Source organism: bacterium, assembly GCA_021372515.1.
GTDB lineage: Bacteria > Gemmatimonadota > Glassbacteria > GWA2-58-10 > GWA2-58-10 > JAJFUG01.
Genome location: JAJFUG010000005.1, coordinates 1 through 12868, shown reverse-complemented (window position 1 = coordinate 12868; position 12868 = coordinate 1). Strand labels below are relative to the sequence as shown.

At 62.3% G+C, this 12868-nt stretch carries 12 protein-coding genes and 1 tRNA gene; 6 read left to right on the top strand and 7 right to left on the bottom strand.

The window, feature by feature from the left end; translation table 11 throughout:
- Window positions 1–104: 104 nt before the first annotated feature.
- The 3 genes from LLH00_00250 to LLH00_00240 form a co-directional block, all read right to left on the bottom strand.
- Window positions 105–1313 (bottom strand): glycoside hydrolase family 27 protein, encoded by a 1209-nt coding sequence (locus tag LLH00_00250; GenBank protein ID MCE5269697.1) that lies wholly within the window; start codon window positions 1311–1313, stop codon window positions 105–107.
- Between the two features lie 283 nt (window positions 1314–1596).
- A tRNA-Glu gene (locus tag LLH00_00245) sits at window positions 1597–1672 on the bottom strand.
- Window positions 1673–1772: 100 nt separating this feature from the next.
- Window positions 1773–2750: an Ldh family oxidoreductase gene (locus LLH00_00240; GenBank protein MCE5269696.1), complete on the bottom strand. Its 978-nt coding sequence runs from the start codon at window positions 2748–2750 to the stop codon at window positions 1773–1775.
- A 183-nt stretch (window positions 2751–2933) separates the two neighbouring features.
- Here LLH00_00240 and LLH00_00235 point away from each other — a divergent pair, with 183 nt between their 5' ends.
- The gene (locus tag LLH00_00235; GenBank protein MCE5269695.1) at window positions 2934–3731 is read left to right on the top strand and encodes an inositol monophosphatase family protein; all 798 of its coding nucleotides are present in this window, start codon (window positions 2934–2936) and stop codon (window positions 3729–3731) included.
- A 172-nt stretch (window positions 3732–3903) separates the two neighbouring features.
- Here the strand turns inward: LLH00_00235 and LLH00_00230 are convergent, their stop codons facing one another.
- Window positions 3904–4221: a hypothetical protein gene (locus tag LLH00_00230; GenBank protein MCE5269694.1), complete on the bottom strand. Its 318-nt coding sequence runs from the start codon at window positions 4219–4221 to the stop codon at window positions 3904–3906.
- Between the two features lie 321 nt (window positions 4222–4542).
- On the opposite strand from LLH00_00230, the gene LLH00_00225 reads away from it, so the two are divergent.
- Window positions 4543–5061, top strand: a complete 519-nt coding sequence (locus LLH00_00225; GenBank protein ID MCE5269693.1) for a hypothetical protein — start codon at window positions 4543–4545, stop codon at window positions 5059–5061.
- A gap of 135 nt (window positions 5062–5196) precedes the next feature.
- Here the strand turns inward: LLH00_00225 and LLH00_00220 are convergent, their stop codons facing one another.
- From LLH00_00220 to LLH00_00210, 3 genes are all read right to left on the bottom strand, one after another.
- Complete coding sequence (locus tag LLH00_00220) at window positions 5197–7005, bottom strand: phosphoenolpyruvate carboxykinase (GTP) (GenBank protein ID MCE5269692.1); 1809 nt, start codon at window positions 7003–7005, stop codon at window positions 5197–5199.
- A gap of 328 nt (window positions 7006–7333) precedes the next feature.
- On the bottom strand, window positions 7334–8029 hold the full coding sequence (locus LLH00_00215) for a hypothetical protein (protein MCE5269691.1): 696 nt from the start codon (window positions 8027–8029) through the stop codon (window positions 7334–7336).
- A 78-nt stretch (window positions 8030–8107) separates the two neighbouring features.
- Window positions 8108–9235: a hypothetical protein gene (locus LLH00_00210; protein MCE5269690.1), complete on the bottom strand. Its 1128-nt coding sequence runs from the start codon at window positions 9233–9235 to the stop codon at window positions 8108–8110.
- Between the two features lie 290 nt (window positions 9236–9525).
- On the opposite strand from LLH00_00210, the gene LLH00_00205 reads away from it, so the two are divergent.
- The 4 genes from LLH00_00205 to secA all read left to right on the top strand — a co-directional run.
- Window positions 9526–10455 (top strand): tetratricopeptide repeat protein, encoded by a 930-nt coding sequence (locus tag LLH00_00205; protein ID MCE5269689.1) that lies wholly within the window; start codon window positions 9526–9528, stop codon window positions 10453–10455.
- Window positions 10456–10498: 43 nt separating this feature from the next.
- Complete coding sequence (gene bamD, locus LLH00_00200) at window positions 10499–11344, top strand: outer membrane protein assembly factor BamD (protein MCE5269688.1); 846 nt, start codon at window positions 10499–10501, stop codon at window positions 11342–11344.
- A gap of 19 nt (window positions 11345–11363) precedes the next feature.
- Window positions 11364–11966, top strand: a complete 603-nt coding sequence (nadD, locus tag LLH00_00195; protein ID MCE5269687.1) for a nicotinate-nucleotide adenylyltransferase — start codon at window positions 11364–11366, stop codon at window positions 11964–11966.
- Between the two features lie 110 nt (window positions 11967–12076).
- On the top strand, window positions 12077–12868 hold a 792-nt coding region (gene secA / locus LLH00_00190), incomplete at its 3' end, for a preprotein translocase subunit SecA (protein ID MCE5269686.1).

Here is a 12868-nt window from a genome sequence, read left to right as displayed (position 1 = left end):
GATCATGCCGGCCGGAAGGCGGCGGAATGAATCTGTCAGAGGTCTGCCCAGGGATAGAAAATTCCCTGGAATTCCTTGAACAAGCGCAAAGCCATAACCGATTGCTATTTCTTTAGAGGCTTCAATCTCAGCATGATGACATCGTGTGAGGCTATGCTGCCCTTGAAGGTTTTGTCTGTCTTGCCGCACTCCTTGTGCGTCCAGACATCGTAGACCTTGAAAGCCGCCTGCTTGAAATCAATCGCTCTTCCGGAAAGCGAATCCGATATGGGATGCTCGATCCACGAGAATTCAACGGTTTTGGACGTCAGTCCACGATTCAGAAAACATACGGCCCAGTCGCCGCCGGCCAAAGGCTTGAACCAGGTTTCAAGGCTGTCGTTCGAGGAATACTTGAATCCCTGTATTCCGAGAGTGTCCTGGTTAACGGCGATGGCCTCTTTATTAGTCAGTATTTCAAGGGTCTCTTTGGGCATGTTCCTCAAGTCGTTACCCGAGATCAACGGGGCCGCCAGCATGCACCACATGGAAAAATGGGCGCGGTCCTCGCTGACCGTCAGGCCATTTCCGACTTCCAGCATGTCCGGGTCATTCCAATGGCCCGGTCCGGCGTACTGGCGCAACTCGACCTGGAGGTCGAGGATGTGCAAAACACCCAGTGATTTCCAATCGCCATGGTCGACATCCCCGTCGAAAGCGACTCCGATATCGCCGGTAGTGCGCCAGAGGTTGCCGATATTTTTGCCCCAAAGCCAGGGTTTGTTGCTGCCCCACTCGCAAATGCTGAATACGATCGGGCGTCCAGCTTTGAAAAGCGCGTTGCGCATGGTCATATATGCGCCCTCCGCGTTCAGCCCCTCCGTATTGCAGAAATCGTATTTCAAGTAATCCACACCCCACTCCGCGTAGCGCATCGCGTCCTGGTATTCATAGCCACGGCTGCCGGGACGGCCGGCACAGGTCTGCCAGCCGGCATCCGAGTAGACTCCAAATTTCAGTCCCTTCGAGTGGACATAATCGGCCAGCGCTTTCATGCCGGACGGGAACCGCTCGGGGTCAACCTGGATGAAGCCGAGGCTGTCGCGTTCCCCGTGCCAGCAGTCATCGATATTGATATACTGGTAGCCTGCCTCTTTCATGCCGTTGCTGACCATCGCATCCGCTATTTCCCGGATCATGGCTTCATTCACATCGCAGTTGAACTTATTCCAACTGTTCCAACCCATCGGCGGGGTCTTGGCCAAACCATCAAATTTTTGTGCGGATGCATTTGAGACACAGAACGCGAGCAGCAGCCAGAGCAGGTTTTTCATTTCAATCTCCGGGAAGAAGCCGTCCGTGAAGCGCCTTTTGTGTTTTTAGAGCATTTTGTAAAACAGTTAGAAATAATTAAGTTGCATGGAAGTGTCAAGTCGATTCTGGTAATTCGCCCGGCAGAGGAATGTCAAGCCGGGACCGTGGAGGAGCAGCGTTTCCACGGGGGGCAAGCTCCAGACACCGGAACAGTCACCATCCGCCGGCCGCGATTGCCTTTGACAACCCGGCATGTCGATAAAAAAAGCCGCTGGGGTGTCCCAGCGGCCTTCTCTATATCTTTGGCGTCCCCAAGGGGATTCGAACCCCTGTTGCCGCCGTGAAAGGGCGGAGTCCTGGGCCCCTAGACGATGGGGACGCGTAAGCTGCGGTTTCATGCCTGCGAGACGCGAAATCTAAAGCCGGACCCGCTTTCTGTCAAGTCTCAAGGACTTCCACTCTTTCCGTGCCACGCCCGTTCAACCGAAAACCTCCCTTAATAGCGCCTCCGGGATGTCGATACCCTCGCGCACGGCCGTTGCCCTGCGGCTCAGGGTCCCCTCACCTGGCAGGCGCACCGGTCGTGCCGGGTCGGCCGGACGCGCGCAGTGCACCGCCGCGGAAAGCTCCTCCAGGCTGCTCTCGTACTGTTCCAGGCTCACGAGCAGGTCGGGCTTGAACGCCATTACGGTCAATCCGTAGTCCTGGCCCGGCTCCGGCACTGCCGCGCTGCCTATGACCGCGCTGGTCAGCACCTGCACGGCCAGGGCCAGGGCGTAACCCTTGTGAGCGCCGAACGGCAGCAACGTGCCGCCGTCGATAGCCGCCTGCGGGTCGGTGGTGGGATGTCCCGCGCTGTCCAGGGCCACGCCCCCGGGCAGGGAGCGGCCCTCGGCTATCGCCACCCGGCACTCGCCGTAGGTCACGGCCGTGGTCCCGAAATCCACCACCAAGGGCTCCTGGCCGTTTCGCGGGAAAGCGAAAGCCACGGGGTTCGTGCCCAGCACTGCCTCTGTCGCGCCGAACGGGGCGGCGAAAGGCGAGCAGTTGGCGAAACACATCCCGACCAACCCAGCCCGGGCGCACATCCCGGCGAAATAGCCGATCGGCCCGGTGTGCGTGCAGCCCCTGGCCCCGGCCAGGGCGATCCCCGAGGCCGCGGCCAGCTCGGCCGCCTTGGCCGCGGTGTGCCAGGCGACTAAATATCCCAGCCCCTGGCGACCGTCATACAAAGCCCCCACCGGCATGGTCCTGAGCCACACTCCCGGCCTGTGGCCGCGCCTGTCCAGGTGGTTGAGCATTGGGCGCACCCGGATCAGCCCGTGGCTGCGCCGTCCGGCGGCCTCGGTCTCAGTCAGGATCGCGGCCAGGCGCGCGGATTCCTCCGGCTCCAGCCCGTGGGCGGTGAAAAGCCCGCTCAGGCGTTCTTTCAGCTCGCGGGGCGACATTCTCGGCATTCCGTCTCCTCCCTTTCCGGTCGATTCATTTGAAAAGTAAGCTCCGGGGCATTATTTTACAAGTCAGGGCGGACAGTGACCGCAGCCGGTCGCCGACGGCCCGGTGAGGGAATGTGCCCGTGGATTGCGGGCCTTTTTTATGCGAGACTGGGGAGCTACGAAAGAGGGGAGAGTTGAGATAAAATGCGATTGACCGGACTTGATTTCGACCAGAGTACGGTCCTGGACCTGATGCGCGAGGCCGGGGCCCTGGCTTTGAGCTATTTCGGCAAGGTGCGCACCGAGCGCAAGCACGACAATTCCGTGGTCACCGCGGCCGACCGGGCGGTGGAGGCCCTGGTGCGCAAGCGGCTGGCGGGAATCACCCCCGGCTTCCAGGTGCTGGGCGAGGAGGCAGGCTACGCCGGGGCGCATGAGAACGGCGGGCCGACCTGGGTGCTCGACCCGGTGGACGGCACCAGCGCGTTCGCCGCGGGCCTGCCGGTCTGGGCCGTGTCGCTGGGGCTGATCGAGGCCGGACGCTCGGTCTGGGGCGCGGTGTGCTGCCCTATGCTGGATGAGCTGGTCTACACCGACCTGGAGGGCACGGTGCGCCGCAACGGCCAGCCGTTCCCGGCTGAGGCCGCCGCGCCCCTGGACAACGAGTCGGTGCTGTACGTGCCCTCGGACGTGCACCGCTGTTTCTGGATCGATTTCCCGGGCAAGGTGCGCTCGCTGGGCAGCGCCGCCTACCACGGCCTGTTGACAGGACGGGCCGGGACCGCCGGCTCCCTGCAGGGGAAAGTCTACCTCTGGGACGCCGCGGCGATCCTGGCGATCAACCGCGCCTGGGGCATGCGGATCGCCACGCTGGACGGCGCCCCGGTCACGGCCGCGTTCTGGAGCGCCGACAAGAGCCTGCCCGAGCCGATCCTGTTCTGCCGTCCCGAGCATTTCGATTCCCTGACCGCGGGCATAAAAAAACAACAGCCCCCGGCCTGAGGCCGGGAGCTGTTGCCAGAGCGGTTCCACACCGGGACTGCCCGGCGCGGCTATTGTTTCGAAAAATGACGGTAGAGCAGCCAGGTGAGCAGGCTGGCGAACAGGAACACTGCCAGCGGGATTATCACGCCCAGGCTGGGATGACCGATCGGCTTGAGTATCTCCAGGTCCATCAGGCTTTGCCCTCCCGGTTCGAGACCTCACCCCACTCCACGATACTGTCCAGCTCCGCGAGGTACATTTTCTGCTTTTTCTCGTAATCCTCGCTGACCCGCTTGAGCTTGGGGTCAATGATCACGAACATCCCGACCGCACAGGCCACGGCGTTTATCGTGAGCAGGTAGCCGCTCCACTGGTTCAGCAGCATCAGGGCCATTCCGCCCAGGATGTTGAAATAGCTGAGTGCGGCGAGGATTGAGGCCACGAGGTCCTCCCGTGACCACTCGGGATAGCTCGGGGCCTGGACATGTTCCGGGGACGGTGCGCTCATCGGCTTATCTCCCAGAGGGCGTGGATTGGCGAATGTCTGATCGAATATAGACCGGCGGCGGCGGGCTGTAAAGAAAAAATCGACACTTGGACCTCAAATCAGCGGTTCCCACCTGTTTCCTTTAGAATGGATTGCCCACAAAAAGAATCATTATTGGTATAACATAATAAATTATAATCAAATGCAAAAATCAAAACATGTTCTTTACTATTCAAAAAACATTTAACTTGACATGTCGTGTCTATTGTGATTAGGTTTGAACTGTGCTGTGCCAACCTTAATCTTTTTCTGTAAAGGGTCTTACATTATTGGGGAGGGTTTATGAAAGCAATTGGCGCGCTTAATGCTTTTGCATGTGCTGTTATGATGGTGGTAATTGTTTTTGGCGCTGGTTGTGGAGTTATTTTTAAGGGCTCGAATCAGCATATTGCAGTAATGTGCAGCCCGGACGCAAGGTTGGCAATTCAACCGGACGGGATGGAGCAGACTACGCCGACCTCGCTGGAGTTGGCGCGGAACAAAAATTATGTTTTGACTTTCTCAAAAGAAGGTTATGAATCTAAGAAAATTGAGATCAGAAAGACAGCCAGCGCTGGAATAATCGTGCTGGATGTTGTCCTGACCGGTCTTGTCGGAGTCGTTGTCGACGCTGCAACCGGTTCCTGGTACAATCTCAGGCCGGAAAGTGTTTCCGTTGAACTTGTCAAACAAAGTACAAGTCTGGTCCCCACAGAAAGCGATCAGATTCAGGTGACGATTGATGGTTCTACTGAGGAAACGGTGAAGATTACTTCGTCGGTGCCCGGAGTTAACGTAACAGTTGAAGAAATGGGGAGATAATATCAGTTTTCCGACGGGTGGATACAGGTGGAGACAGGCACAGGGGCCTGCCTCTACAGGTTCAATCCCTTCCTCGAAACAAGTAGGGGCGGGTTAAAAACCCGCCCCTACTTTTTATCGTCATCCAAGTAAAGCTCAGGCTTTGAGCCGCTTCTCCAGGCTGTCCAGCTCGGTGAGCAACTCGGCGGGCAGCTTGGCGCCGAATTTCGGGTAGTGCTCGCTGCGGACCGAATCGATCTCGCGCAGCCAGCCCTCGCGGTCCACTTTCAGCAGCTCGGCCATGTCCTCGCGGCTCACCCCGGCGGGCGGCTCGATCGCTCCAGCGGCCGGCAGCCAGCCGATGGGCGTCTCCTGGGCCGCCCCGTTGCCATCGCAACGCTCGAACACCCACTTGAGCACGCGGCTGTTCTCGCCGTAGCCCGGCCAGAGCCAGCGGCCATCCGCGGCCTTGCGGAACCAGTTGACGAAGAAAATCGAGGGCAGCTTGTCGGCGCTGGTCATGCCGCCGATTTTCAGCCAATGGCGGAAATAGTCGCCCATGTTGTAGCCGCAGAACGGCAGCATGGCGAACGGGTCGCGCCGCACCGTGCCGGCTTTCAGGTCGAGCGCGGCCGAGGTGATCTCGGAGCCGACAATCGAACCCATGAACACGCCGTGGGTCCAGGAGCGGGCCTGGTGCACCAGGGGGACCACCCCGGGACGCCGTCCCCCGAACAGGATCGCGCTGATCGGCACGCCGGCCGGGTCCTCCCAGGCCGGGTCGATCACCGGGCAGCCCGCCGCCCGGGCGGTGAAACGCGCGTTGGGGTGCGCGGCGGGCTTTTCGCTGACTCCGGCTTCCCATTCCTGGCCGGTCCAGTCGATCAGCTTGCCCGGCGCCGGGTGCCCGATGCCCTCCCACCAGACATCCTTGTCCGCGGTCAGGGCGACATTGGTGTAGATCGTGTCGCGCTGGACCGAGAGCATGGCGTTGGGGTTGGAGTCCATCGAGGTGCCGGGGGCCACGCCGAAGAAGCCGGTCTCCGGGTTGATCGCGTACAGGCGGCCATCCGCGCCGAACCGCATCCAGGCGATGTCATCGCCCACGGTCTCCACTTTCCAGCCCGGGATGCTCGGGATGAGCATGGCCAGGTTGGTCTTGCCGCAGGCCGAGGGGAACGCCGCGGCGATGTATTTCTTGCGGCCCTCGGGGTTGGTGATCCCCAGGATCAGCATGTGCTCGGCCAGCCAGCCCTCATCGCGCGCCACGACCGAGGCGATGCGCAGAGCCAGGCATTTCTTGCCCAGCAGTGCGTTGCCGCCGTAGCCCGAGCCGTAGGACCAGATCGTGCGCTCCTCCGGGAAATGCGAGATGTACTTGCGGTCCAGCGGGGCGCAGGGCCATTTCGCGCCGTCCGACTCCCCCGGGGCCAGCGGCTTGCCCACCGAGTGCAGGCAGGGGATGAACTCACCGTCCGCACCCAACGCTTTCAGCACCGAGTCGCCCACGCGGGTCATGATGTGCATGTTCACCACCACGTAGGGCGAATCGGTGATCTCCACCCCGATCTTGGCGATATGCGAGCCGATCGGCCCCATGGAGAACGGGATCACGTACAGGGTGCGGCCGGCCATGCAGCCCTCGTACAGCCCGCGCAGGGTGGCCTTGAGCTCCACCGGGTCGATCCAGTTGTTGGTCGGGCCGGCCTCCTCCTTGGTGCGGGAGGCGATGTAGGTGCGGTTTTCCACCCGGGCCACGTCCGAGGCGTCCGAGCGGAACAGTATGCTGTCAGGGCGCTTTTCCGGGTTCAGGCGCACGGCCAGCCCGCCGTCGGTCATCAGTTTGGTCAGACGGTCGTACTCCGCCTGAGAGCCGTCACACCACTCGATCCGGTCGGGGCGGGTCATCCGCGCTATTTCATCCACCCAGGACAACAGCTTCTTGTGTTTGGTGGGGGCAGACAATTACACCTCCTCGTTGCTTGGGATTCAAGGTTGAAGCTCAATCTTTGAGCCGCTTGATTTCAGTCATTTTCTCGTGGAGGACTGCACTCGGACAGGTGATCTACCGTCGGCAGCCCTTAAAGATACTGAAAATGAGCCGATTGTGCAAATTCATGGTCTGAAAGCAGTAAGCCCTCCTGAGTCTGTCGTTGAACGCTTGGCAGGCCCGGTTTTCTCTGCGTTTCGCGGAGGGTTTCCACCTCGGAAACGGCCTCCGACTCCCGAAAAAGAAAAAAGGCGGCCCCCCGGCCGCCCGTCACGATACCCCGATTCTGTTAAGATGAGGTGGCTATCGTTGTCCCGGACGGCGCTCCCTGTGTTGTTTCTGCCGCTCGCGGTACTGACGGTAATAGAAACCGGTTCGCGCCGGTTCGAGCTTTTCGAGTTCAGTCAGGCTGGGCAGCTTGCCGGTCAGCACCGGACGCAGCTCGCGGTCCTCGCCGCGCAGTATCTCTCGTACCTCGGCGGGTTTGACCTCGCCGGACTGGATGTCTTTCCACAGCTCCAGACGGTCCTCGATGCGGCGCTTGAGCACCGTGGCCTCGACCAGGCGGGCCTCGGGCAGGCGCGCCCTTCCGAGCAGCGTGTCAAGGTCTTCCCGTCCCAGCCCCAGGTTGTAGGCCACCGCACCGCTGGCCGGCGCGCGCAGCAGGAACCGGTTGGCCAGGCTGAGCCGGGCCCTTGAGACGTTCACCACCGGCAACGGGTCACGCGGGTCGAGGCCGCGGGCGCGGCGGAACAAAATCAGGGCCAGCACCTGGAAACCGGTGCTCAGGCTCAGCTCGCCCAGGCCGTTGAACAGCCGGGCCAGCGGGGTCTCGAGCACCGCCAGGCGGCGCGACTGATCGAGGGACTCCCCGAACCGCTGCCGCTGGGCCGCCGGGCCGCCGTTGCCAGCCAGACGAGCCAGGCCGCGCTCCACTCGCGCGCGCCATCTTTCGAACACCGTGTCCTGCACCGGGTGATGGTATCCTTTCTCTGACAAAACAATGCCGGTTTTCAAGGTTGGAATAAATAACAGCCTGGAACAAAAAAGGCAAGCCGGATGTAAGCCGCAGGGGGATCAGGGGGTGGTGACAGCGGCGATCTGATCGTTGAGTTTCAATATCCAGCCGCGGGCCACCGGTTCCAGCTCGGGCCGTCCCAGCATGGCGCTGAATTCCTCGCTGGCGCGCCGCAGCTCGCCCACCGCCTGACGGCGGGCATCCGCATCCAGTTGCGAGCGCAGCACCGCGCCTTTCACCCGGGCCCCGTCATTCGAGGAGGTGTCGGCCGGCAGGGGGTTGAGCAGACGGCTGGCCAGTTGGTAGTGGCTCATGGCTTTCAGGTAGTGCAGATATTCCGTGGGGCCGATTTTCACGCTCTGAAGGCCGTCTGCCGTGACCAGCAAGGCCTGGCGGAACTCATGGCCCTGGTAGTGAGCCCAGCCCAGGTTGTAGTAATCTTTCACCTGGGCGCTCAGCCCCAGGCGGCGTTTCTCCTCCAGCACCTGGCGCGACTTTTCCACCGTGCGCCGCTGAAGGTCGGCGTCGCGCGGGTTACGGCTCAGGGCGTCGCGCAGCGCCCCCAGTTCGGCCTGCATGGCCTTGAGACCGGCCGAGTCGGCGGGGGCGAGGCCGCTATCGCGCTCGGTCCGGCTGTTGAGCGCCTCCAGCACCCGGCCCGGGCTGACCGAATCCGGCAGCGGGAAAGAGGTGTCGGACGGAGCTGCCGTGACCGCCACGGCGCTGTCCGTTTCCTGGCTCCCGGCGATACGGAACGGTCCGGCCGGGGCGTCGAGCGAGTCGACCTGCACGATTTCCGTTTTGCGGCCCAGCATGCCGGTACGCCCCAGGATCACCGCCAGCGAGGCCCCGGCGGCCGCGGCCACCAGGAAGCCGATGAAGACCTTGAGCAGAAGAAACAGCATGCGGCGGTCTTTCTCGGGCGGCTTGCAGGTACGGGGGATGGAACTCCAGCGCATGCGCCTGCCGGTCAGGTGGCTGAGGTAACTGATGTACCTGTCCTCGTTCGGGTTGCCGTAGACCGTACGCTGCAGGATGTTGCCGATCTTGAGGAAACGGTTGAAATCGGCCCGGCAGGCGTGGCAGCTTTCCAGGTGGGCCTCGATGGGGGCGCGCAGGTCGGAGGGGATGTCGCGGCCCTCCACCTGGGCGAGCAGGCCTTTCAGTTCCGGACAGGTATCGGGCATCGCGGGGACGCTTTCTGGCTGACTGTTCCGGTGCGATGTTCACAATGTGGCCGCGGGTCGGCTATATTATGAACCCGGCCCCGGCGGCTGTCAAGGCCGCCGACACTGCCGCGGGCCGCCCGGCGCGGCCCTCCGGCGGGCGCAAAGCCGCAAGCCACGGCGCTTGCGGAATTAAAAGCGTTGACACTTCTCCTGTCGGAGGTTAGCTTTTATTTTGCCGCTCCAAGCGCCGTACACTGCTTGGGACACTCCGGGGCGGACAGCGTAACCAAAGGCCGGGGACGGAACGGATGCAATGGATCAGCAGGCTCCTCATCACTCTCGCCGTTTGCCTCGGGCTGGGCGCTGTCGCCTGCGGGGACGGGTCGGCCGACCACGAGCGGCGCGGCGACAAGTACATGTTGAGCGGCTCCTACGATGACGCCCTGGCCGAGTACCTGATGGCCCAGCGTATCCGCGGGGTCACTCCGGAGCTGGTGCGCAAGATCGGCAAGGTGTACGTCAAGAAGAGCGATTTCTTCCAGGCCAAGAGCTACCTGGACCGCTATTTCAGCACCCTGGACGCCGAGCCCGACTCCTCGGTGCTGCTGGATTATTTCCAGATCGCAATCGAGCGGGGCCAGGCCGGGGACAACGCCACCAAGGTCAAGGCCCTGGAGGAAATCCTCCGTATCGCTCCGAACTACAGCCTGGGGCCGTATTTTTTCGATCTGGCCGAGTTCTATTACGCGGCGGGGGATTACTCGCAGGCGATAGGCTATTTTCAGCGCGGGCTGCCGCTGGAGTTGAGCCTGGAGAACCGGCCGCTGTACCTGTTCCATCTGGCCGAGTGCTATGAGAAGCAGCAGGACTGGTCCAACGCGTTCCTCTATTTCGACCAGTTCCTGACAGTCTACCCGCAGGACCCGCACGCCCCCGAGGCGCTCTGGCACCGCGGCAACTGCTGCTGGCCGCTGGCCTCGGAGCTGTTCGAGAAAGAGGAACTGGACCAGGCGCTGTACTATGTGGACCAGATAATCGATTCAGGGCAGCCGCAGCACTACGTGGATGACGCCTATTTCCTGCGCGGCGAGATCCTGCTGAAACAGGAGAGCTTCGAGGAGGCGCGCGCAGCCTACCGCCAGGTGCTAAAGCTCAACCGCTATTACTACAAGGAACGCATCGCCGACCTGGCCCGTCGACGGATACTTGAAATAGACACGAAGAAAAAGGCGGAATGATCGCGCCCGCGAGCCGTGGGATGGTTAACGGAAGGGGAAAAGGATGAGGATGGACCGGCTTTTTGGATCGATAGCCCTCTGCGCCCTGCTGGCCTCACTGGCCGGTTGCGGGGCCAAGCGCCAGTATGCGCCCACGCCGGAGGGTGAGTACGAGAATGCTTACGACCTGTATCAGAAAGAGGATTATTCCAAGGCGATAGACGCACTCAAGCAGATCATCTACAAGTACCCCGGCAGCGACCTGGTGGAGCACGCCCGCTATTACCTGGCCGATTCGTATTTCCTGAACGAGGATTACGTGCTGGCGGCGGATGAGTTCGAACGCCTGAACCGTGAGTTCCCCCAGGGCCGTTTCGCCGACGTGGCGCTGTTCAAGGCCGCCCTGAGCTACGAAAAGCAGAGCCGTCGTTTCGAGCGCGACCAGACCGAGACGCTCAAGGCCATGGAGACGATCGAGAACCTGCTCTCCAAGTACCCGAACACCGAGTACGCCGATACGGCCAAGGCGCACGAGGTCCTGCTCAAGGACCGTCTGGCCCAGAAAGAATACCATACGGCCAAGTTCTATTTCGACGCGAAGCTGTACGACTCGGCCATCATCTATCTGAAAAGCGTGCTGGAGGCCTATCCGAGTGCGTCGGTGGTGCCGGCGGCGCTCTACCACCTGTACATTTCGAGCCGGCGGATGGGGTATCCGGACGATGCCAAGGATGCCCGCGACCGTCTGTGCGCCGAATTCCCGGACAACGAGTACAGCAAGCTGATTTGCGGCCAGACCGAGGAGCCGCTGAGCGGCGGGGCTGTCTCGACCACGCCCGCTACCCCCAGGGGCCAGCCCGAGGACAGCGCCCCGTCGGATACGACCACCGCACCCAACTCACCCAACTGAGCAAGCGGAGGGACGCGCGGTGCGGATCGCCCTGATCGGCGGCACATTTGACCCGGTGCACCTCGGGCACCTTATCGGCGCGGAGTGCACGGCCGAAAGCCTTCGCCTGGACCGCGTGCTGTTCGTCCCGGCGGCCGCTCCGCCCCACAAGTTCACCCGGAATATCAGCGAATCCGCTCATCGGGTGAACATGCTCCGCCTGGCGATAAAGGGCAACCCCCGTTTCGACATCCTGCTGGATGAACTCGAGCGCGGGGGGGCCTCGTTCACCGTGGACACGGTGTGCGCGGTGCGTGCCCGCTTGGCAGCCGAGGATGAACTCTATCTTGTGGTGGGTGCCGACAACCTGGTCGATTTCGACACCTGGAAAGACTGGCGCCGGATCACCGCGGCCTGCCGGATCGCCGGCCTGGAGCGGCCAGGCACGGAGCAGGCCCGCCAGGTGGTCGAGCGCAAGATGCCGGACCTGCGGGTCGAATGGGTCCGCATGCCGCTGATCGATATCTCTTCCACCCTCGTGCGCTCGCTCAGCGCGCAGGGTGGTTCGCTACGCTACCTGGTGCCTGAGCCGGTGGCGCGCTACATTCAGGAAAACGACCTTTACCGGGAATGCCGCGGCTGAACGCTCCGGCGGCGCCCGGGGACCGATTTCACGCACGGCCGGCCCGACCACGGGCCGGCTGCCGAACGGAAGTCAGCCGAGGAAAAACGATGTTATCCAAAATCGGAAAGATGATTTTCGGGGATGCCCACAAGCGCGAGACCAAGAAAATCCGTCCCACCGTGGACCGGATCAACGAAATCTGCGCCGGGCTCCTGTCCCTGAGCGACCAGGAACTGGTCGAGCGCAGCCTGGCGCTCAAGCAGGCACTCAGTTCGATCGAGGACCTCGAGGAACAGGCGGCCGCCACGGAGGAGGCCCTGCCCGAGGCTTTCGCCCTGGCCAAGGATGCCTGCCGACGCAACATGGGCCGCGAGATTTCGGTCTGCGGCCAGCCGATGGTCTGGGACATGGTGCCCTATGATGTCCAGTTGATCGGGGCGGTGGTGCTGCACCAGGGCAAGATCGCCGAGATGGCCACCGGCGAGGGCAAGACCCTGGTGGCGGTGATGCCGCTCTACCTCAACGCCCTGAAAGGCCGCGGCGTGCACCTGGTCACGGTCAACGACTACCTGGCCCGGCGCGATAGCGAGTGGATGGGCACGATCTTCACTTTCCTCGGCCTCACTGTCGGCTGCATCCAGCACGACATGGACCCGCCCGAGCGCCAGAAAGCCTACAACTGCGACATCACCTACGGCACCAACAACGAGTTCGGTTTCGACTACCTGCGCGACAACATGTCGTTCCGCCTGGAGGACCGGGTGCAGCGCGGCCATCACTACGCCATCGTGGACGAGGTGGACAGCGTGCTGATCGACGAGGCCCGCACGCCGCTCATCATCTCGGGCCCGGTGCACGGCACCTCCGACACTTTCAAGCAGTACCGGCCGATGGTGGATGACCTGGTGCGCCTGCAGGTC